This is a genomic window from Jatrophihabitans fulvus, from assembly GCF_054781375.1.
Genome location: NZ_BAAGUN010000001.1, coordinates 1,057,721 through 1,081,587, shown reverse-complemented (window position 1 = coordinate 1,081,587; position 23,867 = coordinate 1,057,721). Strand labels below are relative to the sequence as shown.

Genomic DNA, 23,867 nt, shown 5'->3' with positions numbered 1-23,867 from the left:
CCGGTCAGGCCCGCACGAGCGCGAGGAACATCGCGTCGGTGCCGTGGCGGTGCGGCCACAGCTGCACCGTCGGCCCGTCGCCCAGGTCGGGGACGCCGGGGAACAGCGGCCGTGCGTCCTCGAGCCGGTGGCCGGCCACGACGTCGGTCGTCTCGGCGGGGTGCGGCGAGCAGGTGACGTAGGCGACCACCCCACCCGCACGGGTGACCCGCAGCGCGGCGGCGAGCAGCTCGCGCTGCAGCGCGGCCAGCTCGGCCACGTCGTCGGCGCGCCGCCGCCACCGGGCCTCGGGACGGCGCCGCAGCGCGCCGAGTCCGGTGCACGGCGCGTCGAGCAGCACCCGGTCGTAGGACCCCTCGAGCGCGCGGGCGTCACCGACGGTGACCTCGACGCCCCAGTGCGCGGTGACCGATCGCACCAGCTCGGCACGGTGCTCGCGTCGCTCGTTGGCGACGAGCGTCGCCCCGCGGCCGGCGGCCAGCGCGGCGAGCAACGCCGCCTTGCCGCCGGGACCGGCACAGGCGTCGAGCCAGCGGGCGTCCGGCCCGTCGAGCGGCGCGGCGGCGAGCGCGAGCGCGCACAGCTGGCTGCCCTCGTCCTGGACGCCCGCGCGCCGTTCGCGCACCGCGGCGAGCGACCCGGGTTCGCCGCCGTCGAGCCGCACCGCGTAGGGCGAGTACGGACCGGCCACCCCGCCGGCCTCGAGCAGTTCGTCGCGGGTGCTGCGGCCGGGCCAGGCCACGAGGTGCGTCTGCGGCCGGGCGTCGTCGGCCTCGAGCGCGCGGCCGGTCTCGGCGAGGTCGCCGGACGGGTCGTCGCCGAGCGCGGCCGCGAACGCGTCCGCGATCCACACCGGGTGCGCGTGCCGCAGGGCGAGCGCCTCGAGCGGCGGCAGGTCGCGGGTCAGTTGGTCTGTCCAACCCTGCCAGTCGTGCGCGGACACCTTGCGCAGGACGGCGTTGACGAAGCCGCCGGCCCGTCCGTGGCCGACAGCGGGCGCGAGGTCGACGGTGGTGGTCACCGCGGCGTGGGCGGGGATACGGGTGCGCAGCAACTGGTAGGCGCCGAGCCGCAGCAGGTCGAGGACGCCGGGGTCGACCTCGCGCAGATCGCGGTCGACGCAGCGGGCCAGCACCGCGTCGAGCGTGCCCTGCGCGCGCAACGCGCCGTAGCCGAGCTCGGTCGCGAGCGCCGCGTCGCGTCCTTCGAGCCGGCGCTCGGTGATCAGCCGCGGCAGCGCCAGGTTGGCGTACGCGTCGTCGGCGCGGACGGCCACGAGCAGGTGCCAGGCGACCTGCCGGGCCGGATCAACCGGACCACGACGAGGACGGTTCTGCGAGCGCTGTGGGCGCTGTGGCCGGCGGGGCCGCTCAGCCACACCGCTCCCCCGGTTCGAGCCGCGCCCCGCGGGCCCAGTCGGCGGCCGGCATCGGACGCTTGCCGGCCGGCTGCACGGTGCCCAGCGCAACCTCGAGCGTGCCGGTGCCGGCGAGCACGGCGTCGCGCACGACGGCCAGTTCGCCCGGCGCCAGCGAGGTGCCGGCACGCAGCGAGACGGCACCCAGCTTGATCCGCTCGCCGCGGAAGGTCGTCCAGGCACCGGGGTTGGGCCAGCAGGCGCGGGTCAGCCGTTCGACGTGACGTCCGGGTTCGGCCCACGGCACCTCGGCGTCGGCGACCTCGATCTTGGGGGCGAAGGACACACCGTCGGCGCTCTGCGGCTGGGGGTCCAGCACGCCGTCCTCGATGCCGTCCATGGTGGCCACCATCAATCCCGCACCGCTGTCGGCCAGCCGTTCGAGCAGATCGCCCGCGGTGTCGGTCGGCCGGATCGCCTCGGTGACGACTCCGAACACCGGGCCGGTGTCGAGGCCCTTCTCGATGAGGAACGTCGACGCGCCGGTGACGTCGTCACCGTGCAGGATCGCGTGCTGCACCGGCGCCGCGCCGCGCCAGGCCGGCAGCAGCGAGAAGTGCAGATTCACCCAGCCGTGGGTGGGAATCTCCAACGCACTGGGCGGCAGCAACGCGCCGTAGGCGACGACGGGGCAGCAGTCGGGCCCGAGTTCGCGCAACTGCTTCTGGAAGTCGGGGTCGGACGGCGTCGCCGGGCTCAGCACCGGAATCCCCACCTCACGGGCGGTGGCCGCCACGGGCGACTCGGTGGTACGGCGCCCGCGGCCGGCGCGCGCCGGCGGGCGGGTGACGACCGCGACCACCTCGTGGCGGGGCGACTCGAGCAGCGCGCGCAGCGTGGGAACGGCCGGCGACGGGGTGCCGGCGAGGACGAGCCGCATTACCGCGGACGCGGGGACTCGTGCGGGCTGACCTTGACCGTGGGCGCGGGCAGGCCCGCCCACTCCGCCTCGCGGATGGCCTTCATGGCCGCCTTGCGGGCCTCGGGGTCGAGCCGGTCGACGAACAGGACGCCGTCGAGGTGGTCGGTCTCGTGCTGGATGGCGCGCGACAGCATGGCCGAACCCTCGATGGTGATCGGATCGCCGTACATGTTCTGGCCGTGGGCGATGACGTGTTCGCGCCGGCGGCAGTCGAACTGCAGTCCCGGGATGGACAGGCAGCCCTCGGGGCCGTCCTGCTCCTCGTCGGACGGGAAGTGCAGCACCGGGTTGATCAGGTGCCCCGAACCCCCGCCCTCGCGGATGTGGAAGGTGAACACCCGCAGCCCGACCCCGATCTGCGGCGCCGCCAGGCCCTGGCCGGGCGCGTCCATCATCGTCTCGGTGAGGTCGGCGACGAGGGTGCGCAACTCCTTGTCGAAGTCGGTCACGACGTCGGCCGGGGTGCGCAGGACGGGGTCGCCGAAGAGTCGGATGGGCTGAACGGTCACATTTTCGAGTTTAGGCGAGCACGCGTGCCTGAGATTTAGTTAGGATGCCTAACGAACGAAAGGACACCCGTGTCACTGTTGAACCGCGCGACCACTCCGGCCGCCCCGTCCGACCGTCCCGACGACCACGCGGCAGCGCACGAGCGCCGCGTCGCGCTGTCGGTCACGACGGTCGGCATCCTGGCCGCCACGCTGAACTCCTCGATCCTGCTCATCTCGCTGCCGGCGATCTTCCGCGGCCTAGGCCTCGATCCCCTGGCGCCGCAGAACATCTCCTACCTGCTGTGGATGCTGATGGGTTTCCTGCTCGTCACCGCCGTGCTCGTGGTGACGTTCGGACGCCTCGGCGACCAGTACGGCCGGGCGAAGCTGTTCAACCTGGGCTTCCTGATCTTCACCGTGGGCTCGATCGGGTGCGCACTCGTGCCCAACGGCGGTGCCGCGGGTGCGCTCGAGATCATCATCTGGCGCATCGTGCAGGGTGTCGGCGGCGCGATGGTCATGGCGAACTCGACCGCGATCATCACCGACGCGTTCCCGCCCGCCCGCCGCGGTTTCGCGCTCGGCGTCAACCAGGTCTCGGCCCTCGCGGGGTCGTTCCTCGGTCTCATCATCGGCGGACTGCTCTCCGAGTGGGACTGGCGCGCGGTGTTCTGGGTCAGCGTCCCGATCGGCGTGTGGGGCACGTGGATGGGGTACCGCACCCTGCACGACAAGCCGCGCGACACGTCACGCCGGATCGTCATCGACTGGTGGGGCAACCTGGCGTTCGGCGTCGGTCTCATCGCCCTGCTGATCGGCATCACCTACGGCCTGCAGCCCTACGGCGGCCACACCATGGGCTGGACCTCGCCGCTCGTGCTGACCTGCGGCCTCGGTGGGCTGGCGTTGCTCGTCGCGTTCGTGGCCATCGAGTTGCACGTGGCCGAGCCGATGATCGACATGCGGTTGTTCCGCATCCGCGCGTTCTCCGCCGGGCAGGCGGTCAACCTGCTGGCCTCGATGTCGCGCGGTGGCCTGCAGTTCATGCTCATCATCTGGCTGCAGGGCATCTGGCTGCCGCTGCACGGCTACGACTTCGAGGACACCCCGCTGTGGGCGGGCATCTACATGGTTCCGCTGACGCTCGGCTTCCTCGTCGCCGGACCCGCGTCCGGCGCGATCTCCGACCGTTTCGGCGCTCGTGCCTTCGCCACCGGCGGCCTGCTGCTCACCGCTGCCACCTTCGCCGGGCTGATCGCGCTGCCCGCGGACTTCGACTACCGCATCTTCGCGGCGCTGCTGGCCCTCAACGGCATCGGCATGGGCCTCATGGCCGCACCGAACTCCGCCGCCATCATGAACGCGGTGCCGGCGTCCTCGCGCGGCGCCGCCTCCGGCATCCGGGCCACCGGCATGAACGCCGGCATGGTGCTGTCGATGGGCGGGTTCTTCACGCTCATGGCCGTGGGCCTGGCCGGACGGCTGCCGGACGCGATGAACTCCGGTCTGGTGCAGGCGGGCGTCGACCCGTCCCAGGCGGCCGCGGCGTCGCACGCCTCCCCCGTCGGCATCCTGTTCGCCGCGTTCCTCGGCGGTAATCCGATCAAGGAACTCGTCCCCAACGCGAGCCCGGCCGTCGCCGACAAGATCTACAACGGCTCCTTCTTCCCCGACCTCATCAGCGATCCGTTCCGCCACGGCCTCGCGATCGCGTTCACCGCGTCGATCGTCATGCTGCTGGTCGCCGCGGGTGCCTCGCTCATGCGCGGCAAGAAGTTCGTGCACGCCGACGCCCACAGCGACTCCGTCGTCGGCGCCATGGAGGACGGCCTGGCCCGCGAGGGCGACGCGCTCGCCGTCCCGGCCGTGCCCGGCGAAGAGGTCGCGTACGAGGACGCCGTCGCCGGCGGACGCCACCGCGACTGACCCCTGCGTGCGGGACGGGTCAGAGCTCGTCCCGCACGCCGGCCTCGGCCTCGACGCCGTCGTCGCCACGCCGCAGCGTCGGCAGTACCGCACGTCCCGTCACGTCCTCGAGCGTGTACGCGACACCCGCGTACAACCCCACCGCACTCAGCGCGAGTCCGATGCAGCCGCTGACGGTCGCGGACGCCGCCGAACCGCCGAGTTCGAACACCCCTGACGTGACGAAGCGGACGGCTCCCAGCGCGACGATGACGGCGATCAACGGTTTGCTGCGGACGGAGGTCGACAACGGCGCGAGCAACGCCGCCGCGGCGGCGATCAGCAGCAGCCCCAGCGCCGGACTGTGTCCTCCCGGTGGGGTGACGAGGCCGACCAGGCCGGTCGCCGTCCAGGTGCCGGCGTACACCGCGGCGGCCACGGCGAAACCGCCGTCGCGGGCGAGGACGGCAAAGACGAACCCGAGCAGCTGCAACGGCGCGACGAAGCCAAGCAGGCACAGCGCGAGCGCCTGACCCTGGTCGTCGGCCAGCCAGCCGAACTGCTTGCCGCACAGCATCAGCGAGCCGACCGTGAGGCCGAGCAGGCCCACGGGCAGGGGCGAGGCCAGCGGACGACCCTGCGACCCGTCCTTGTGGTCGCCGTCGTCCTTCTGCTCGTCGTCGCGCGCACGAAGACCTTCGCGCACAGGATTGCCGTCAGCGCCCACGGCCCCACGGTGCCCGCGCGAGCGCCCTTTCTACCCGTCGTGGGTCCGAAAATCCCACCGACTCGCCGGTAACCGATCAACCCCACCGAACTGGTTACAACGCGCACCCATCGGGCATCACTGACACATCAGCGTCAGCGAGTGGTCCGCAACCGGAGCGGACGCCGCGCGCCCCTTCCAAGGAGACACTCACATGCTCGGACTGATCATCAGCCTCATCGTCATCGGCCTCATCGCCGGCGCCGTGGCCCGGCTGCTCATCCCCGGCAAGCAGGACATCTCGATCCCGATGACGATCCTCATCGGCATCGTCGGCTCGTTCGTCGGCGGGTTCCTCGGCTACCTCATCTTCCACAAGGACAGTTCCGAGGGCTTCTTCCAGCCGTCCGGCATCATCGGCTCGATCATCGGTTCCGTGATCGTGCTGCTCATCTGGCTGAAGGTCGGCGGCCGCCGTACGGTGCGCGGCTGACACCAGAACTCACAGCACCTGGAGCGGGTCGAGGTCGATCCGCACCGGGTCGGCGTCGCGGCGGGCCGATCGGCCCGCCGCGGCGGTCTTTAACGCGCGGGCGAGCGCGACGCCCTCTCCGCGCCGGACGCGGACGAGCACCCGCTCGGTGTCGTCGCCGGCGGGCACCGGCCCGACGACGTCCGCCGACGCGGGCAGGTGGGCGGCGGCCATCAGTTCCGCCACCGCCACCGGCGTGCCGGTGAGCGAGGCCATGCGCGTGGCCGGCGGCAGGCCGAGCTCGTCGCGTTCGCTCAGTTCGCGCCGCGCCGCGCCGCCCGGGTCCCACCGCACGAGCGCCTGGACGACCGGCAGGCCGGCGTCGGCGCCGACGACCACCGTGCCGCCCGGACGGACGAGCGCCGCCGCGTTGCACCATCGGCGCAGGGTCTCCTCCCCGGCGCGCAGGTCGGGGCGTGACAGCAGCGCCCACCCGTCGAGCAGCAGCGCGGCGCCGTAGCCGCCGGCCGCGGGCGGTTCGGCACCGGGCGTGGCGACGACCACGGCGGGTGCCGCGTCGACGGCATCGACGACCCGGTCGCCGCCCGACGTGCGGACGGTCACCCCGGGGAACGCCCGCCCGAGCTCCTCGGCGGTGCGCGCCGAACCGACGACGACCGCACGCAGGGCACGCCCGCCGCACTCGGGACACCGCCAGTCGGCCGCGGGCCGACCGCACCACCGGCAGCTGGGCACGCCCTCGCCGTGGGCGGCGAGCGGGCCGCTGCAGACCGTGCAGCGCGCGGGGGTGCGGTCGCGGGCGCACGCGAGGGCGGGCACGTAACCGCCGCGGGGCACCTGGACGAGCACGGGCGCCCCCGCGGCCAGCGCCTCGCGTGTGGTGCGCCAGGCCAGGCTGGGCAGTCGTGCCGCCGCGGCCGCCGGGTCGCGTGCCACCTCGATGTCGTCGCCCACCGGACGCACCCGGGGCATCGCGGCGCGCAACACCGCCCGGTCGGCGACCACTTCGTGAGCCCAGTTCGTCTCGAGCAGCAGCTGCGCCTCGGCGGTGCGGGCGAAGCCCGCGACCAGCAGCGCCGCGCCCGTCATCGCGCTGCGCAGCGCGAGCACGTCGCGCACGTGCGGGTAGGGCGCCCGCGGTTCGGCGTGCAGGTCGTCGCCGTCGTCCCAGATCGCCAGCAACCCGGGGTCGGCGACCGGCGCGTAGGCGGCGGCCCGGGTGCCGATCGCCACGCGTACGACCCCGCGCCGCACGGCCAGCCAGCGCCGGTAGCGCTCGGCGGGACCCAGATCGGCCGACAGCGCGACGTGGCGTCCCGTGCCGAGCACGCTGGTGACGGCGGCGTCGAGGCGGGCGAGGTCGCGCACGTCGGGCACGACGACGACGGCCCCACGTCCGGCGTCGTGGGCGCAGCGCACGGCCTCGGCCAACCGGTCGGCCCAGTCGTCGTCGGGCAGCACCGCCTGTACGGCGCGTGCGGCCCGTCCGTCCGCCACGGCCGCGAGGAACGCGGCACCCGCGCGGTAACGCGCGAAACCCGGATCGGGCGGGTCGGGCAGCTCCCCCGCGTCCTTGGGCACCGACGTCTCGGCCCTCGCGTGGCGTGACGGCACACCGAGCCGGACGACGTCGACGAAGTTGCCCGCCCACCGATCGGCGACGGCGCGGAACAGCGCCACCGTGTCGGCGGTCAGGACGGGTTCGTCGCCGACCGTCCGCTCGACGAACGCGAGCTGCCCCTCGTGCTCGGAACGGTCGACCCGCTCGAGCACGTACGCGTCGACCAACCGTCCGGCGAAGCGCACCCGCACCCGGGACCCGGCGTGCACGACCTCGTCGAGCGTCGCCGGCACGAGGTAGTCGAACGGGCGGTCGAGGTGCGGCAGCGGGACGTCGACCATCAGCCGCGCGACCGGGAGCGCGGCCGCCGGTTGCCGTTCGGCCCGCGGGGCGGGCGTGCGGCGGGTGCTGGTCACGGTGTCATGACTAGCAGCCGGGGACGACGATTCCGCCGTCGGGGACGCAGAACGCCCGGCACCCACGAGGGGTACCGGGCGTCGGGACAGGCGGTGTGCTTACCCGTTGGCGAGCTTCGCCAGCTGCTCGGCGCGGTCGGTGCGCTCCCACGTGAAGTCGGCGTCCTCGCGGCCGAAGTGGCCGTAGGCGGCGGTCTTCGCGTAGATCGGCCGCTTGAGGTCGAGGTCGCGGATGATCGCGGCCGGACGCAGGTCGAACGTCTGCGTGATGGCGTCCTCGATCTTGTCGATCGCGACGGTCTCGGTGCCGAACGTCTCGACGAACAGGCCCACGGGCTCGGCCTTGCCGATCGCGTACGCGACCTGGACCTCGCAGCGCGTCGCGAGCTTCGCGGCGACGACGTTCTTGGCGACCCAGCGCATCGCGTAGGCGGCGGAGCGGTCGACCTTCGACGGGTCCTTGCCGGAGAACGCGCCGCCGCCGTGGCGGGCCATGCCGCCGTATGTGTCGACGATGATCTTGCGACCGGTCAGGCCGGCGTCGCCCATCGGGCCACCGATGACGAAGCGACCGGTCGGGTTGACGAGCAGGCGGTAGTTCGAGGTGTCGATGTCGAGGCCCGACACGACCGGCGTGATGACGTGCTCCTCGATGTCCGGCTTGAGCAGGGTGTCGAGGTCGATGTCGTCGGCGTGCTGCGTGGAGAGCACGACGGTGTCGAGGCGCGCGGGCAGGCCGTCGACGTACTCGATGGTGACCTGCGTCTTGCCGTCGGGGCGCAGGTAGGGCACGGTGCCGTTCTTGCGCACCTCGGTGAGTCGCTCGGAGAGGCGGTGCGCCAGCCAGATCGGCAGCGGCATGAGCTCGGGCGTCTCGTCGCTGGCGTAGCCGAACATCAGGCCCTGGTCGCCCGCGCCCTGGGAGGCGATCTCGTCGTCGCTGGACTCGACGCGCTTCTCGTAGGCGGTGTCGACGCCCTGCGCGATGTCGGCCGACTGCGCGCCGATCGAGATGCTGACGCCGCAGGACTCGCCGTCGAAGCCCTTGCGCGACGAGTCGTAACCGATCTCGATGATGCGGTCGCGGACGAGCTTCGGGATGTCGACGTAGGCCGACGTGGTGACCTCGCCCGCCACGTGCACCTGGCCGGTCATGATGAGGGTCTCGACGGCGACGCGGCTGGCGGGATCCTCGGCCAGCAGGGCGTCCAGGATCGAGTCGCTGATCTGGTCGGCGATCTTGTCCGGGTGCCCTTCGGTGACGGACTCGGACGTGAAGAGGCGACGGGACACGAATACTCCGGCTTCTCGGCGGTGGGGACGGCCCCGGGCTCGGGGGCACGGGCCATCTCTGCACCGCAGGTAGGGAACAGATGGATTCCGCCGGAGTCTAACGAATCCCCCGGCAACGGGCCCCGTGACGCTCAGGCGCTCCCGGGATGAGCTGCCGGTCGTGCGGTGAGTCGGGCGGCGACGGCGTCCCACACGGCGGCCGCGAGCAGGTGCTTGGGGCCGCGTTCGACCTCGTGCTCGGAGCCGTCGCGGCCGAGGATCACGGCCGCGTTGTCGGGTTGGCCGAACGCGACGCCCGGGCCCACCGCGTTGACGACGAGCAGGTCGCAGCCCTTGCGCCGCAGCTTGGTGCGGCCGTGGTCGAGGACGCTGCCGGACTCGTCGCCGGTCTCGGCGGCGAACCCGACCACGACCTGGCCCGGCCGCCCGGCGGCGACGACCTCGGCCAGCACGTCCGGGTTCTCGACGAGAGCGACCGGGGACGGCGCGGAGCCGTCCTTCTTGATCTTGTGCCCGGCCGCGTCGGACGGGCGGAAGTCGGCGACGGCGGCGGCCATCACCACCGCGTCGGCGCCACCGGCGGCGGCATGGACGCCGTCGCGCAGCTCGCGGGCCGAGCCGACCGGCACGACGTCGACCCCCGCGGGCGCCGGCAGCTCGACGTTGGCGGCGACGAGGGTGACCCGGGCACCACGGGCGGCAGCGACGGCGGCCAGCGCGACGCCCTGCTTGCCCGACGAGGCGTTGCCGAGGAAGCGGACGGGATCGAGCGGCTCGCGCGTGCCGCCGGCGCTGACGACGACGTGGCGGCCGGCGAGGTCCCGCGGCAGCGCGTCCGGCCGGCGCAGCAGCAGCTCGGCCAGCAGCGCGATCTCGGCGGGCTCGGGCAGCCGGCCCTTGCCGGTGTCGGCGCCGGTGAGGCGACCCGTGGCGGGGTCGAGCACGACGCAGCCGCGGCGACGCAGGGTGGCCACGTTGTCGACGACGGCCGGGTGCTCCCACATCTCGGTGTGCATCGCGGGCACGAACAGCACCGGGCACCGTGCGGTGAGCAGGGTGTTGGTGAGCAGGTCGTCGGCCAGGCCGTGCGCCGCACGGGCGAGCAGGTCGGCGGTGGCAGGAGCGACGACGACCAGCTCGGCGCGCCGCCCGAGGCGCACGTGCGGCACCTCGTCGGCGTCGGTCCAGACGTCGGCGTGGACCGGGTGGTGCGACAGCGCTGCCCAGGTGGGCGCGCCCACGAACTCGAGCGCGGACGCGGTCGGGACGACGCGGACGTCGTGGGCGTTCTCGACCAGCTTGCGCAGCAGGTCGGCGACCTTGTAGGCGGCGATACCGCCGCCCACGCCGAGGACGACGGCGCTCACGGGTACCGGGTGGTCGGCGCGGTCAGATCGTCTCGGCGGGCGTCTCGGCCTCGGCCGGGGCGGGCTCGCTGGGCTTGAACTCGATGAGGTCGCTGTTGATCTCACGCATGGCGATCGACAGCGGCTTCTCCTGCGGCGCGGTCTCGACGAGCGGGCCGACGTACTCGAGCAGGCCCTCGCCGAGCTGGCTGTAGTAGGCGTTGATCTGACGCGCCCGCTTGGCGGCGATGATCACCAGCGCGTACTTCGACTGCGTGCGGTCGAGCAGCTCGTCGATGGGCGGGTTGGTGATGCCTTCGGGTGAGGACACGACTCAGCTCTCTGTAGCGTTCCGGGAATCGGCGCGGCGCCTGTGGTCACACGGCGCGCGTCCGACCCACCACGATACCGCGCGGGCCCTCCCGACGCCCAATCCCGCCGTCCGGCGCGCCGTTTGCATGTGCGAATGTCCGGTGCGACGATGTGCAGGTGAACCTGTCCGCCGCGCCGACCCGCGCCCTCCCCGGGCGCGGGCCCGCCGCGGCCACCGGCACGGTGCGGCGCGCGGGCCGCCCGACGCTGCTGCTGGGCAGGTCCCCGGATAATGGCCCCATGACCGATGTCGTCGCCGGGCGGTTCGCCCTGTGCGACCCCATCGCCCGTGGTGGCAGCGGCACGGTGTGGCGGGCGTTCGACCGCAAGCGCCAGGTGTTCTGCGCGGCGAAGGTGCTGCGCCGTCGGGACGCGGGCGACCTGCTGCGTTTCGTCCGCGAGCAGTCGGTGCGCATGTCGCACGACCACGTTCTCACGCCGTACTCGTGGGCAGCCGAGGACGCGCACGTCGTGATCGCCAGCGAGCTGGTCGACGGCGGGTCGGTGCACACCCTGATCAACGACTACGGCCCGCTCTCCCCCGGCACCGTCGCGGTCATGCTCGACCAGCTGCTCGAGGCGCTCGAGCAGGTGCACGGGGCGGGGCTCGTGCACCGCGACGTCAAGCCCGCGAACCTGTTGCTGCGCGCGACCGGCACCGGCCCGATCCAGCTCATGCTCAGCGATTTCGGCCTCGCGCTCGGCGCCGACGACGCCCACCTGACCCAGGTCGGCACCGTCGTCGGCACCCCGGGCTACCTCGCCCCCGAACTGGTGCGCGGCGACGTGGGGCCGTCCGTCCAGCAGGACCTCTTCGCGGCCGGGCGGGTCGCGGCCGCCCTCGCGAGCGGCGTCGAGCCGGCGCAGCTCGGCGAGCCCACGGACGTCTCGTCCCTCCCGCCCGGACGGCTGCGCGACGTCGTGGCCTCGCTCGGCTCCGTCGACCCCTCGATGCGGCCGTCGAGCGCGCAGGAGGCCCGTGCCTGGCTGCGCGACGTGCCCCGCGACCCGGTGCCGCGCACCCGCGACGGGGACGCGATCGACGTGCTGCACCAGCTGCCCCCGCTGCCGCAGGAGGCGCTCGTCGAAGCGGGCGCGGTCCCGGGCGCCGGTCCGTCGGCCGCACCGTTCGCCGTCCCGGCCGGCGAGCAGACGATCCCGCCGGGGTACGTCACCGGTCCCCCGCAACTCTCGCCGGGTGCGCCGTACGGCAGCCCGCCCGTCGCGGCACCCTCCGCCCGGCGCCGCCGGGTCGGGCTGCTGCTCGCCGCAGCGGCGGTCGTCGTCGCGGCGGGCGTGTCCGTACCGCTGCTGCTCGCGTCCGGCGACGACGCAGCGTCACCGCAGCCGCGCCCCTCCACGACACCCACGGCGACGACCGGCGGCTCCTACGACCCGCCGGGCGTGACGGTCAACCAGATCTGTTCGTTCACCGACGAGGGCGACCGGCGCGCGGCGGCAGGCGGCACCGTCCGGTGCGCCCGCACCGCCGACGGCACCTACGTCTGGGTGCGCGACTGAGCCGTCACGCGTGACGGCGACGCCGGCCGCGCAGGCCGACGATCGCGATGCCGAGCAGCACCACCACCGCGGCCGCACCGACCGCGACGGCGGCGGGCACATTGCCCGTCCCGTCCTCGGCGGCGGCCTGCACCGTCGACGCGCCCGACGTGGGCGCGGCGTAGCTCGGTGAGCCGGACGGCTCGCCGAACACCTGCACCTGCAGGGTGTAGGAGAACTTCGCGTCGCCGCCGAAGTCGTCGTTCTCCGTGGTCGTCAGCACGAAGTAGTAGTCGCCGGCGATGTCGTAGCCGGACACAGCGTCCTGCGTCGACGTGCGGTTCTCGTAGCGCACGGGGGCGAAGGTGGCGCCGGTCAACCGGTCGCCTCCCGGGTCCTCGTCCAGCGAGTAGACGCTGTCGGTGCCCGGTGCGGTCGTCACCGGCTGGCGGGCGGGGTTGCGGACGACCGCCTTCACGTCCACGGAGCCGGCGCCACCGTCGCGACCGGCGAAGGTCACCCGGTACGCGAAACGCTGTCCCCAGTCGAGATGCACCCGCACCACGTGGAAGTCGTCGCCGTCCAGCGTGTCGCCGTAGACGCCGGAGCCGATGAGCGGCGCCGTGGCGTACGTCGTGCCGGATCGCAGCCGGGCAGCGGGGCCGACGAGCCGGGGTTCGAGGCTCGCCGGGCTGGTGCCCGCGGCGGACGGCAGACCGGACGTTGCGGTCACCCGGGGCTCGAGCCTGTACGACAACTCGAAAGGCACCGGTGTGGCAGCGGCCGCGTCCCCGCCACGCGTGACCTCGGCGATGAGGGTGCCCGCCGGGCAGGCGTCCTCGTCCCCGGTGCCCACCGCCCCCGGGCTGACCGTGACGTTGACGGGGGTCGGATCCCCGGTGATCGAGTAGCTGCGGTTGTCGGCACAGGTCGAGTCGTCACCGGGCGCGCTGAGCGAGATCGACAACGAGATCGACTCCTCGTCCGACGCCGACGCCGGTACGCCGACGGTTGCGGCCAGATACGGCGTCTCTCCCCGCGCGGTCTCGATCGCGTAGAACAGCGACGACCCGTCGGACCCAGTGGAGTCCGAGCCCGCCGCCAGCCGGTCGACGTAGCTGCCGGGCGTCAGCGCGACGGCTGATCCCGCGTCGCGTCCGCCGGTGATCGTCGCCCCGGACGGTTGGAACGGACGCGCATCCGCCGGGCGGACGAGCGCGCACAGCGCGAGCACCGCCGTCACGACGGCGAGCGTCGCGGCGACGGTGCGGCGGGCGGCTGCGTGCACCGGTCGATCCTCGCGGATGCGTCCCGTCACCGGGCGGGCGGGACGGCGAGGACGCGGGTGTCGCGGTAGACGGGCATCCGCACCGGCTGCCGGACGGGGCGCGCCGTGGGCGCCGGGGGCACCGCCCGGCGCGCCTTCGGCCGGCGGAACAGCATCACCGCGCCGAGCAGGCCCGGGACGACGACCGCGGCGGCGCCGCCGATCGCGACGATGGTCGAGGTCGTGGTGGAGCCGGGGTGAGCCGGAGCGGGCTCGTCCGCCCGGCCGGCGCCCGCGTGCCGGTCGACCGGCGCGGTACTGGCCGGCGGCGTGTAGGTGGTGGGCGCCGGGCTCGGCGGCGGGCCGTTCGGGTCCTGCGGCGGGATGGCGTTCGCCGGGGCGGCGGACAGCAGGACGGCGACGACGAGAGCGGTCAGCGCGCCCAGCACGAACAGGGCGGCCCGACGGGTCGTCGTGAACATCGGTGACATCGCGAACTCCTTCGTCGTAGCCTTCGCAGGTGCAAAGCTCTTCCTCCTCGAGGGTGCAGGCGGCGGGGCGTCCGCGCGATGGGAAGGGCTCCCCCTCCCCGGCGACACGGTCGCGCGGATGAACACCGATGACGTCGTGGCCCAGCAGGTCGCGCTCTACGGCGAGCCGCTGTCGGTGCGATTCGGCCGGTTGCTGCAGGCGTACGGGATCCCGCAGTCCCGGCTGGCGGCCGCCATCGGGCTGAGCGCGCCCATGCTCAGCCAGCTCGCCACCGGACAGCGGGTGAAGATCAGCAATCCGGCGGTGCTCGCCCGGCTGCTGCGCCTCGAGCAGCTCGCGGGCTCGCCGGCCGTCCGCTCGGGCGACCCGGCTCGCATCGCGGCCGCGCTCGACGAGGTCGCCGCGTCCCGTCCGCAGCTCACGACCGAGGTCGCCGACGACGGTGGACGCGCGGTGGCGCACCTGGCCGCGGTGGCAACGCCGGACGAGCTGGCGGCGGCGGCCGCAGCCGTCCCCGGGAGCCGGCTGGCCGCGCTGCTGGACGCCGCCGCGTCACATCGGCGGACGTGACCCGGGGCACGGCGCCGCTCGACGCCACGATCGGTTCGCTAGGTTCCGACGAGCACCGCTGTCGCCAAGGACAGCTCAGGTATCACCCAGCCAGGACCGTAGGCCGCGCCCCACCGGGTCGGCACGGCGCGACGACGGGAGACCCGCACTGTGCGCATCGGCGTGACCAAGGAGGCGAAGCCCGGCGAGACGCGGGTGGCCGCGACGCCCAAGACGGTCGAGCAGCTCGTCAAGCTCGGGTACGACGTGATCGTCGAGACGGGCGCGGGCGAGCCGTCCAGCTTCGCCGACACCGCCTACTCCGAGGCCGGCGCCGCCGTCGGCGGCGCGGCCGACGTGTGGTCGTCCGACGTCGTGTTCGGCGTCAACGCGCCCACGGACGAGCAGCTGGGGATGCTGCGCGACGGCGCGACCGTCGTCGCCCTGCTCTCCCCCGCGCTGAACCCCGAGCTGGTCGAGAACCTGGCGTCGCGCCCGATCACCGCGCTCGCGATGGACGCGGTACCCCGCATCTCGCGCGCGCAGTCGCTCGACGTGCTCAGCTCGATGGCCAACATCGCCGGCTACCGCGCCGTCGTCGAGGCCGCCCATGTCTTCGGACGGTTCTTCACCGGTCAGGTCACCGCCGCGGGCAAGGTGCCGCCGGCGAAGGTGCTCGTGGCGGGCGCCGGTGTCGCCGGCCTCGCCGCGATCGGCGCCGCCTCCAGCCTGGGAGCGATCGTGCGGGCGACCGACCCGCGTCCCGAGGTCGCCGACCAGGTGAAGTCGCTCGGCGGCGAGTTCCTGGCCGTCGACGTCGAGCAGGAGCAGACCGGCACCGGATACGCGACGGCGACGAGCGAGGACTACGACCGCCGCGCGGCCGAGATCTACAGCGAGCAGGCCGCGGACGTCGACATCGTCATCACCACCGCGCTGATCCCCGGCCGCCCCGCACCGAAGCTGCTCACCGCCGAGCAGGTCGCGCTCATGAAGCCCGGCTCGGTGGTCGTCGACATGGCCGCCGCGCAGGGCGGCAACGTCGCCGGGTCGGTGGCGGGCGAGGTCGTCACCACCGACAACGGCGTGACGATCATCGGTTACACCGACCTCGCCGGACGCCTTCCGGCGCAGGCCTCGCAGCTCTACGGCACCAACCTCGTCAACCTCATGAAGCTGCTGACGCCGGGCAAGGACGGCCAGGTCGTGCTCGACCTCGACGACGTCGTGCAACGCGGCATCACCGTCGTCAAGGACGGCGAGAACATGTGGCCGCCGCCGCCGGTCCAGGTGTCGGCCGCACCCGCGGTGAAGCAGGCGGCGGTGAGGGAGAAGCCGCCGGAGAAGCAACCGATGTCGGTGGCACGCCGGCTGACGTTCGTCGGCGTCGGCGTGCTCGTGCTGTTCCTCGTCAACGCGTTCGCGCCCGACCCGCTGCCGCAGCACTTCACCGTGCTCGTGCTGGCGGTCGTCGTCGGCTACTACGTGATCGGCAAGGTGCACCACGCGTTGCACACGCCGCTGATGTCGGTGACGAACGCGATCAGCGGCATCATCGTCGTCGGCGCGATGCTGCAGCTCGAGCAGGAGTACACGGTGATCCGGGTGCTGGCGTTCGTCGCCGTCCTGCTGGCCAGCATCAACGTCTTCGGCGGGTTCGCCGTGACCCGCCGCATGCTCGGGATGTTCAGCAAATGACCGCGCAGTCGGTCGCGACGGCCGCGTACATCGTCGCCTTCCTGCTCTTCATCATGAGCCTGGCCGGGCTGTCCCGACACGAGTCGTCGCGCCTCGGCGTGCTGTACGGCATCAGCGGCATGGTCATCGCCCTCGCCGCGACGGTCGGGGTGGTCGCGAAGGACGCCGAGACGGTCGCGATCGTCCTGCTCGTCGTCGCCGTCGTCATCGGCGGTGCCGTCGGGTTGTGGCGGGCGAAGATCGTCGAGATGACCGGCATGCCCGAGCTCATCGCGCTGCTGCACAGCTTCGTCGGTCTCGCCGCCGTGCTCGTGGGGTGGAACGGCTACTACGAGGTCGAGGGCGGACACGGCACCGCTGTCGGCGTCCAGGGTTACGAGGCCCTCGGACGCGCCGCCGACGACGCCAACACCCTGCTCAACATCCACCACGCCGAGGTGTTCATCGGCGTGTTCATCGGCGGCGTGACGTTCACCGGCTCGATCGTCGCGAACCTCAAGCTGTCGGCGAAGATCAAGTCGGCACCGATGATGCTGCCGGGCAAGAACCTCATCAACCTCGGCTCGCTCGCGCTGTTCGTGGCGTTGACGATCTGGTTCGTCGCGTCCCCGAATTTCGGCCTGCTGGTGGCCGTCACGATCCTGTCGCTCGCGCTGGGCTGGCACCTGGTGGCGTCGATCGGCGGCGGCGACATGCCGGTCGTGGTGTCGATGCTCAACAGCTACTCCGGCTGGGCGGCGGCGGCGTCGGGCTTCCTGCTCAACAACGACCTGCTCATCGTCACCGGCGCGCTCGTGGGCTCGTCCGGTGCGTACCTGAGCTACATCATGTGCCAGGCGATGAACCGCTCGTTCATCTCGGTCATCGCGGGTGGTTTCGGCATCGAGGCGGGACCGTCCGCCGACACCGACTACGGCGAGCACCGCGAGATCACCGCCGAGGAGACCGCCGAACTGCTCAAGGAGGCGTCGTCGGTCGTCATCACGCCCGGCTACGGCATGGCGGTGGCGCAGGCGCAGTACCCGGTCGCCGACCTCACCCGCAAGCTGCGCGAGCGCGGCGTCGAGGTGCGCTTCGGCATCCACCCGGTCGCGGGTCGTCTGCCGGGGCACATGAACGTGCTGCTGGCCGAGGCGAAGGTGCCCTACGACATCGTGCTCGAGATGGACGAGATCAACGACGACTTCGCCGACACGTCCGTCGTGCTCGTCATCGGCGCGAACGACACGGTGAACCCGGCGGCGACCGACGACCCGTCCTCCCCCATCGCCGGCATGCCGGTGCTGCGGGTGTGGGAGGCGCAGAACGTGGTGGTCTTCAAGCGGTCGATGGCGGCGGGCTACGCGGGTGTGCAGAACCCGCTGTTCTTCCGCGAGAACACCCAGATGCTGTTCGGCGACGCGAAGCAGCGGGTCGAGGACATTCTGCGCGCCCTCTGAGGGCTCTCAGTCGGGGCCGATGACGAGGGCGGCGACGGCGGCGGCCGCCTCCTCGACGTCGTGGTTCACGACGACGTGGTCGAACTCGTCGGCGGCGGCCATCTCGACCTCCGCGCGTTCGAGGCGGCGGCGCATCGCGTCGGCGTCCTCGGTGCCCCGTCCGCTCAGCCGCTGGGCGAGTTCCTGCGCCGACGGCGGCGCGAGGAACACGAACCGCGCCTCGGGCATCGTGGCCCGTACCTGCCGGGCGCCCTCCAGCTCGATCTCGAGCAGCGTCGGCACGCCCTCGGCCAGGTGGTCGAGCACCTGCTGCCGCGGCGTGCCGTAGCAGTTGCCCGCGAACTCGGCGTGCTCGAGCAGCTCCCCTTCGTCGATCATGCGGTCGAACTCGGACAGGTCGACGAAGCGGTAGGCGACGCCGTGCTGCTCGCCCGGGCGGGGCGCGCGCGTCGTCGCCGACACCGACACCCACACCTGCGGCACGAGGTGGCGCAGCGCGGCCACGACCGTCCCCTTGCCGACACCGGACGGTCCCGAGAGCACCGTCAGCCGGGCCGGCTGCCGGCCACCCTCCGTCCCCGTCACCCCAGCGAACCTAGTGCAGCGCCTGCGCTCGTACTGTCGGAGGTATGGAGATCCGCCGCCTCGGCAATTCAGGCCTCGCCGTGTCCGTCGTCGGGCTCGGCACCAACAACCTCGGCATGAAGCTCGACATGGAGCAGAGCCGCGAGGTCGTGCACGCCGCGCTCGACGAGGGCATCACGCTGTTCGACACCGCCGACTCGTACGGCACGTCCGAGGAACGCCTCGGCGAGCTGCTCGCCGGCAGGCGCGACGACGTCGTGATCGCCACCAAGTTCGGCAGCGACAGCCGCGCCCGCGGCAACGACAACGGCGAGGACTGGAACGCCCGCGGGTCGCGCCGCTACATCGTGCGGGCCGTCGAGTCGTCGCTGCGACGGCTGCGGACGGACTGGATCGACCTGTACCAGATGCACCGTCCGGACGACCTCACCCCGATCGAGGAGACGTTGTCGGCTCTCGACGACCTCGTCCGCGCGGGCAAGGTGCGTTACCTCGGTTCGTCCAACTTCACCGGCTTCCAGATCGCCGACGCCGAGTGGACGTCGCGCACCCGCGGTCTCGAGCGCTTCGTCAGCGCGCAGAACGAGTACAGCTGGCTCGAACGCGGCCTGGAGGCCGACGTCGTCCCCGCCCTGGAGCACTACGGCCTCGGGCTGCTGCCGTACTTCCCGCTGGCCAACGGCCTGCTGACGGGCAAGTACCGACGTGGCGAGGCGCCGCCGAAGGGCAGCCGCATCGAGGCGTTCGGGCGGCAGTCGTCCCTCACCGACGAGGTGTTCGACGTCGTCGAGGCCCTGGAGTCGTTCGCGAAGGCCCGCGACATCACGCTGCTGGACGTCGCCATGGGCGGGCTCGCCGCGCAGCCGGCCGTCACCAGCGTCATCGCCGGAGCGACGTCGCGCGACCAGGTCGTCCGCAACGTCGCGGCGGGCAACTGGCAGCCGACCCCGTCCGACCTCGCCGAACTGGACGAGATCACGTCCTGACACGACGAACGGCCCGCACCCGTGAGGGTGCGGGCCGAACGTGTCGAGCGGGAGTTACAGCGCCTCGACCGGCGGCAGGCCGAACATCGACGGGGCGTTGCGTACGTCGTCGCGGATGTCGGTCTTCACGTCGCCGGTGTCGACCCAGCTGTACAGCGGCTCGTCGATCTCCGGATTCACGAAGTACATGATCGACTGACGGTCGTCGAGGCCGTGGTTGCGCACCTGGTGGTACAGCGGCTCGACCGCGCCGCCGGTCAGTGCGGTGAGCACCGAGCCCGGCATGATCACGATCTCGTCGGCGGCCGGCAGCATCGGCTCGACGCGGTCGACGGCGCCGCCCTCGGCGTAGATCTCGAGGCCGGGCGCGGTCGGGTGCAGCACGGTCACCATGTGACCGTCCTCGTGCTTGTCCTGCAGGAACTCGCGCGACGCCGGGGCCGGGATGGAGTAGTTGATCTGCAGGTAGGCGGCCTTCTCGAAGGCCGGGGCGCGGTCGGCGCCGAAGTGCTGCGCGATCTCGTCCAGGATGGCCTTCACCAGCGGGGCGAGGGTGTCGCGGTAGTCGAGGAACGAGCCGGTCAGCGGCTCGATGTCGTGCGCGTTGGGGATGAGGTCCAGGCGGCTGGACCACACGGTGAAGCACTCGTTCATGTCCGGGCGCTCGGGCGAGATCGAGTACTCGATGCCGAAGGGCCGGTAGCCGTAGTTGTGGTCGGCGCTGCCGTGGCGCAGCTTCTCCTCGAGCGGCTGCTCGAAGAACCGGACGGCGGTGTCGATGGCGTTGGTCAGCGTCGCTGCGCCGAGTTCGTCGAGCTTCACCACGGCGTAGCCGTGATCGACGATGTCCTTGGCCGCCTGTGCGATGACAGGGGGGACGAGAGTGCTGGTCATGGTTAGGCCTTCCCTGTGGGGAAGCGAGGGTTCTCGCTGAACGGTTCCGGCGCCCGGACGGGCGACGGCGGGCCACAGCCCGCGGCGACCATACAGACCGCGGATGGGGTCCGGGGGGAGGCCGGAGGGATTTGTCAGGTTTCCGTTAGGCCCGTGTCAACGGGACGAAAGGACCCTCAACCCTCGGTCACCGGGCGGTCGGCATCATGGTCCGGTGCCCGAGATCGTCGAGCTGCTGGTCTCCCCGCAGCACCGGTACGAGGGCCGGCCGGGCCCGCTGGCGCCGCCGCTGGAGCCTCCGGACGAACTGGTCGACGCCGTCACCGTCCGCGCCGGGCTGGGTCTGGTGGGTGACCGGTACTTCAACCGCGCGGCGCACCGTGACGCCTCGGTCACGGTCATGTCGGCCGAGGCGCTCGCGCCCTGGGGCGCGGGTCTCGTCGCCGCCCGCCGCAACATCCTGCTGCGCGGAGTGGACGTCGACGCCGCGCAGGGGCGGGTGCTGGCCCTCGACAGCGGCGACGGGCCCGTCCGGCTGCGGCTCGTCCGGCCCGCCCGGCCGTGCGCGTGGCTGGACCACACCGTCGGCCCCGGGGCGTGGAAGGGACTGCGCGGGCACGGCGGCATGCGGTGCGTGCCGTTGGACGACGGGGTGCTGCGGGTGGGTGCGGTGACGGTCGGCTGGTCGTGACGCCCGTCCGCCGACTCAGTCGTTCTCGACGACGAAGTCCCAGACGGCGACCAACCGCCCGTCAGGCTGCCAGCGCATGACGCCCTCGCCCGTGGCGATGACGACCCGCAGCGGGAAGCTGACGCGCGCGCCCGGCCGGATCACGGACGGTGGCCGGGGTGAGCCCGGCACGAGCCGCGGACGGTAGATGGTGCCCTCGTCGTCGAGGGCGACGAAGTCGGCCACGCGCACCGGCACGGGCGCCGTCGCGCCGGACAGTGTGACCGTCCACGTCGCGGTGGTCGCCTCCTGCACCTTCGGCAGCCCCTCGCCGGGCACCACCGGACCCAGCACCGTCGCCCGCACGGTCCCGGCGCCGACGCGCGCCACGACGACGTCGCCCTGCGAGGTCACCGCGGGCCGCCCCGGCCCGCCCGACACGGGCTTGTCCGCCTCGACGGCCGGTGTCGGGAGGAAGGTGGGCAAGGCGCCGTAGGTGTCGTCGCTCCGGCTCGCCGACACCGAGGCATGGCCGGACCCCGCCGAGCACCCCGCGACGACCAGCACCGCTCCGGCGGCGAGCACGGCGCAGGCGGCGCGGGCGATCACCGCCGCCCGCGGTGCCCGGCGGCCGTGAACACGTCCCGTCCGAAGGGGGCGAGACCGTCCTGCGCCGCGAAGCCGAGGTGACCGCGTCCGTCGAGACCGCCGGACACGGTGCCGGCCGGCAGGCGGCCGCGGTCGTGACCGCGGCTGACCTGGAAGACGTCCTCCATGGTGCGCAGCCAGCTGTAGTGGTTGTAGAAGGTCCTGCTCACGGTTCCGGGGCGGATGAGTGGGCTGATGAGCACGCTGCCGGTCTGGCCGCCGCCGGTCGTCGGGTCGGTCCGGTCGAACAGCAGGTCGGCGGTCTGCCCCGGCTGCAGGTGGCCGGGTTCACCCTCGCCGCTGAGCGTCAGCGTGGTGACCGGGCCGGTGGGCGTGACCGCGTTGCCCGCGGAGTCGACCAGCTGGAACGACGAGTTGATCACCGAACCGGTGTTCGTCGTCGGGAACTGCGGGCCGGTGTTGCTGACGGCGCCGACGAAGGTGCCGGCCGGGATCGGGCTGGTGCCGCCCGGCCCGCTCGCGGCGGTGACCTCGCGGCCCGTGTCGTCGGCGACGATCGACGGGTCCTGCACGTAGGTCGACACGGAGGACGCGCTGACGGCGTCGGTGCGCGGGCCGGGGCTCGTCGAACCGCCCCCGAGCACCAGGCCGTTCACGCACCTCGCCGGGACGCCCGGAGACGTGCAGGGGGCGGGACGGTCGACGAACGCGTTGTTGCCCGGGCCGGGGAACAGCTGGTTGCCCGCGGCGTCCTGCTTCAGTGGCGTGTTCGGTCCGGTCGGCTCGTAGTGGACGTTGCGGCCGTGCAGGTTCTCGGCGGCGGTGTCGGCGACGATCGAGGTGTGCGCGTCCGGGGCGACGTGCATCGTCGGGCCGTAGGCGTTGGCGTTGTTGAACGAGTTGCCGGTGTAGGTGAACGCCGGGAAGCCCTCGTCGAAGGTGATGTCGATCAGTCCGCCGTCCTTGAACGCGGGCGACCGCTCGATCATCGGGATGTAGTAGCGCAGGAACAGGTCGGCCGCGTAGAGCCCGCCGGTGAAGTTCTTCTGCTTCGTGGCCTGCGGGTCGGGCGACGGCTTCTGGTACCGCGGGTGGCCCTGCGCGTCGAAGGCGCCCGACAGGTTGTTGCCCTTGCAGACCGCGTCGTGGGCATCGCTGCAGTTGTTCGGCGTGATCCAGCTGAACGCCGGCGTCGTCGACTCCTTCTGCAGGTCGTGGAACAGCCCGCGGGACGGGTTGTCGAGGTTGGCGATGTGCCGGGAGTCGCAGTCCGAACCGCCCTGCACCGGACGGGTCAGGCCCGGCTGCGTGGTGCCGTCCGCCCGCTTCGTGCCGGTGATCGCGTGGAACCACGAGAAGGGGAAGTGCTTCGACACGTACTGGTCGTCCGGCTGCGCGCCGGTGAGCGAGGTGACCCCGGACGGCAGTGGGTGATCGGCCGTGGGCGTCATGACGGTCGGGTTGGTGGTCGGGTCGTTCGCGGCGGTGCCCGGGCCGCCGCAGGGGGCGTCCTCACGGTCGGGCACGGCCTGCAGGTCCTGCGCGTAGCCCTTCCACGTCCGTCGGGCGGCGTCGAGCTGGTTGAACAGCGTCGGCACGCCGCGCGGGTAGGTGCAGCCGTTGGTGCCGTTGGCGGCGTTTGCGCCGGCGGGCGAGGCCAGCTGCCCCGCGTCGCGTCCGCGCCGCACGATGTCGTGGTCGGTCCCGAAGTCGAAGTCCTTCACCGGGCAGTCGGCCTGCAGGTCCGGTTGGGTGGCCTGGCCCGAGACGAGGGTCTCGTAGTTGTCCTGGCTGAAGTGGCCGGTGCCGTAGTAGTTCTTCAGCAGCGCGCCCTGTGCCGGCAGTGACTTCCAGAGGTAGCTGTTGCGGTTCAGGCCGGTGAAGGTCGCGTCGAACGACTTGTTCTCGAGGACGATCAGCACACGTGCTTGATCTGACCCGGACGCAGCCCGGTGCTCGAGATGGTGACCCCGCCGCGCGACGGGGGCGGGGCGGCCGACGCCGACACGACGGACAACCCCAGTGCGGCCACCGCGACGGCGGCGAGACCCAGACCGGCACGACGACGACGCGAAGCGGCGATTCTCATAAGCAGTTCTTAGCAAACCGCACGACAAGACCGGGTGAGGCGCCCGAATCGGACGATTCCCGCGCGTCGTTCCCGCGCGTCGTTCCCGCGCGTCGTTCCCGCGCGTCGTTCCCGCGCGTCGTTCCCGCGCGTCGTTCCCGCGCGTCGTTCCCGCGCGTCGTTCCCGC

The 23,867-nt window shown here is 72.7% G+C and carries 22 protein-coding genes and 1 pseudogene; 8 read left to right on the top strand and 15 right to left on the bottom strand.

What is annotated here, in order from left to right; genetic code table 11:
• Positions 1-4 precede the first annotated feature (4 nt).
• Genes ACYVP9_RS05260 through def form a run of 3 tightly spaced genes read right to left on the bottom strand, consistent with a single transcriptional unit; the run spans position 5 to position 2,848 of the window.
• Positions 5-1,378 (bottom strand): RsmB/NOP family class I SAM-dependent RNA methyltransferase, encoded by a 1,374-nt coding sequence (locus tag ACYVP9_RS05260; RefSeq protein ID WP_460603651.1) that lies wholly within the window; start codon positions 1,376-1,378, stop codon positions 5-7.
• On the bottom strand, positions 1,371-2,297 hold the full coding sequence (gene fmt, locus ACYVP9_RS05255; RefSeq protein WP_460603650.1) for a methionyl-tRNA formyltransferase: 927 nt from the start codon (positions 2,295-2,297) through the stop codon (positions 1,371-1,373). The genes ACYVP9_RS05260 and fmt overlap by 8 nt, the downstream gene beginning before the upstream one ends.
• Positions 2,297-2,848 (bottom strand): peptide deformylase, encoded by a 552-nt coding sequence (def, locus tag ACYVP9_RS05250; RefSeq protein ID WP_460603649.1) that lies wholly within the window; start codon positions 2,846-2,848, stop codon positions 2,297-2,299. Before def ends, fmt begins: the two co-directional genes overlap by 1 nt.
• A 78-nt stretch (positions 2,849-2,926) precedes the next feature.
• Between def and ACYVP9_RS05245 the strand changes: the two genes are divergently transcribed.
• A complete protein-coding gene (locus tag ACYVP9_RS05245; RefSeq protein WP_460604299.1) occupies positions 2,927-4,756 on the top strand; it encodes an MFS transporter in 1,830 nt (609 codons plus the stop codon).
• A 19-nt stretch (positions 4,757-4,775) separates the two neighbouring features.
• On the opposite strand, the gene ACYVP9_RS05240 is transcribed toward ACYVP9_RS05245, so the two are convergent.
• On the bottom strand, positions 4,776-5,462 hold the full coding sequence (locus tag ACYVP9_RS05240; RefSeq protein WP_460603648.1) for a hypothetical protein: 687 nt from the start codon (positions 5,460-5,462) through the stop codon (positions 4,776-4,778).
• A gap of 193 nt (positions 5,463-5,655) precedes the next feature.
• Here ACYVP9_RS05240 and ACYVP9_RS05235 point away from each other — a divergent pair, with 193 nt between their 5' ends.
• Complete coding sequence (locus ACYVP9_RS05235; RefSeq protein WP_460603647.1) at positions 5,656-5,934, top strand: GlsB/YeaQ/YmgE family stress response membrane protein; 279 nt, start codon at positions 5,656-5,658, stop codon at positions 5,932-5,934.
• Positions 5,935-5,943: 9 nt separating this feature from the next.
• Here the strand turns inward: ACYVP9_RS05235 and ACYVP9_RS05230 are convergent, their stop codons facing one another.
• From ACYVP9_RS05230 to rpoZ, 4 genes are all read right to left on the bottom strand, one after another.
• Positions 5,944-7,836, bottom strand: a complete 1,893-nt coding sequence (locus ACYVP9_RS05230; RefSeq protein WP_460604298.1) for a primosomal protein N' — start codon at positions 7,834-7,836, stop codon at positions 5,944-5,946.
• A gap of 174 nt (positions 7,837-8,010) precedes the next feature.
• Complete coding sequence (gene metK, locus ACYVP9_RS05225; protein WP_460603646.1) at positions 8,011-9,204, bottom strand: methionine adenosyltransferase; 1,194 nt, start codon at positions 9,202-9,204, stop codon at positions 8,011-8,013.
• Positions 9,205-9,335: 131 nt separating this feature from the next.
• Complete coding sequence (coaBC, locus tag ACYVP9_RS05220) at positions 9,336-10,571, bottom strand: bifunctional phosphopantothenoylcysteine decarboxylase/phosphopantothenate synthase (protein ID WP_460603645.1); 1,236 nt, start codon at positions 10,569-10,571, stop codon at positions 9,336-9,338.
• 22 nt (positions 10,572-10,593) lie between these two features.
• Positions 10,594-10,881 (bottom strand): DNA-directed RNA polymerase subunit omega, encoded by a 288-nt coding sequence (gene rpoZ / locus ACYVP9_RS05215; RefSeq protein ID WP_460603644.1) that lies wholly within the window; start codon positions 10,879-10,881, stop codon positions 10,594-10,596.
• A gap of 281 nt (positions 10,882-11,162) precedes the next feature.
• Here rpoZ and ACYVP9_RS05210 point away from each other — a divergent pair, with 281 nt between their 5' ends.
• Entirely contained in the window at positions 11,163-12,443 is a 1,281-nt protein-coding gene (locus tag ACYVP9_RS05210; RefSeq protein ID WP_460603643.1) for a serine/threonine-protein kinase, read from the top strand.
• A 4-nt stretch (positions 12,444-12,447) separates the two neighbouring features.
• Here ACYVP9_RS05210 and ACYVP9_RS05205 read toward each other — a convergent pair whose 3' ends face one another.
• Positions 12,448-13,710: a hypothetical protein gene (locus tag ACYVP9_RS05205; RefSeq protein ID WP_460603642.1), complete on the bottom strand. Its 1,263-nt coding sequence runs from the start codon at positions 13,708-13,710 to the stop codon at positions 12,448-12,450.
• A 26-nt stretch (positions 13,711-13,736) separates the two neighbouring features.
• The gene (locus ACYVP9_RS05200) at positions 13,737-14,180 is read right to left on the bottom strand and encodes a hypothetical protein (RefSeq protein ID WP_460603641.1); all 444 of its coding nucleotides are present in this window, start codon (positions 14,178-14,180) and stop codon (positions 13,737-13,739) included.
• A 118-nt stretch (positions 14,181-14,298) separates the two neighbouring features.
• On the opposite strand from ACYVP9_RS05200, the gene ACYVP9_RS05195 reads away from it, so the two are divergent.
• The 3 genes from ACYVP9_RS05195 (at position 14,299) to pntB (ending at position 17,867) form a co-directional block, all read left to right on the top strand.
• Positions 14,299-14,751, top strand: a complete 453-nt coding sequence (locus tag ACYVP9_RS05195) for a hypothetical protein (RefSeq protein ID WP_460603640.1) — start codon at positions 14,299-14,301, stop codon at positions 14,749-14,751.
• Positions 14,752-14,901: 150 nt separating this feature from the next.
• Positions 14,902-16,428, top strand: a complete 1,527-nt coding sequence (locus ACYVP9_RS05190; protein WP_460603639.1) for an NAD(P) transhydrogenase subunit alpha — start codon at positions 14,902-14,904, stop codon at positions 16,426-16,428.
• The gene (pntB, locus tag ACYVP9_RS05185) at positions 16,425-17,867 is read left to right on the top strand and encodes a Re/Si-specific NAD(P)(+) transhydrogenase subunit beta (RefSeq protein WP_460603638.1); all 1,443 of its coding nucleotides are present in this window, start codon (positions 16,425-16,427) and stop codon (positions 17,865-17,867) included. The genes ACYVP9_RS05190 and pntB overlap by 4 nt, the downstream gene beginning before the upstream one ends.
• Positions 17,868-17,873: 6 nt before the next feature.
• On the opposite strand, the gene gmk is transcribed toward pntB, so the two are convergent.
• A complete protein-coding gene (gene gmk, locus ACYVP9_RS05180; protein ID WP_460603637.1) occupies positions 17,874-18,452 on the bottom strand; it encodes a guanylate kinase in 579 nt (192 codons plus the stop codon).
• A 44-nt stretch (positions 18,453-18,496) separates the two neighbouring features.
• Here gmk and ACYVP9_RS05175 point away from each other — a divergent pair, with 44 nt between their 5' ends.
• Positions 18,497-19,438, top strand: coding sequence for an aldo/keto reductase (locus tag ACYVP9_RS05175; RefSeq protein ID WP_460603636.1), 942 nt, complete (start codon positions 18,497-18,499; stop codon positions 19,436-19,438).
• A 54-nt stretch (positions 19,439-19,492) separates the two neighbouring features.
• Here the strand turns inward: ACYVP9_RS05175 and ACYVP9_RS05170 are convergent, their stop codons facing one another.
• Complete coding sequence (locus ACYVP9_RS05170) at positions 19,493-20,332, bottom strand: isopenicillin N synthase family oxygenase (protein ID WP_460603635.1); 840 nt, start codon at positions 20,330-20,332, stop codon at positions 19,493-19,495.
• A gap of 214 nt (positions 20,333-20,546) precedes the next feature.
• Between ACYVP9_RS05170 and ACYVP9_RS05165 the strand changes: the two genes are divergently transcribed.
• Positions 20,547-21,023: a molybdenum cofactor biosysynthesis protein gene (locus tag ACYVP9_RS05165; protein WP_460603634.1), complete on the top strand. Its 477-nt coding sequence runs from the start codon at positions 20,547-20,549 to the stop codon at positions 21,021-21,023.
• 15 nt (positions 21,024-21,038) lie between these two features.
• Here ACYVP9_RS05165 and ACYVP9_RS05160 read toward each other — a convergent pair whose 3' ends face one another.
• The 3 genes and pseudogenes from ACYVP9_RS05160 to ACYVP9_RS05150 all read right to left on the bottom strand — a co-directional run.
• The gene (locus ACYVP9_RS05160) at positions 21,039-21,611 is read right to left on the bottom strand and encodes a hypothetical protein (RefSeq protein ID WP_460603633.1); all 573 of its coding nucleotides are present in this window, start codon (positions 21,609-21,611) and stop codon (positions 21,039-21,041) included.
• Positions 21,608-22,033, bottom strand: coding sequence for an alkaline phosphatase family protein (locus ACYVP9_RS05155; RefSeq protein WP_460604297.1), 426 nt, complete (start codon positions 22,031-22,033; stop codon positions 21,608-21,610). The genes ACYVP9_RS05160 and ACYVP9_RS05155 overlap by 4 nt, the downstream gene beginning before the upstream one ends.
• A gap of 261 nt (positions 22,034-22,294) precedes the next feature.
• Positions 22,295-23,634, bottom strand: a pseudogene (locus ACYVP9_RS05150) (alkaline phosphatase family protein); the annotation flags it as partial.
• Positions 23,635-23,867 lie beyond the last annotated feature (233 nt).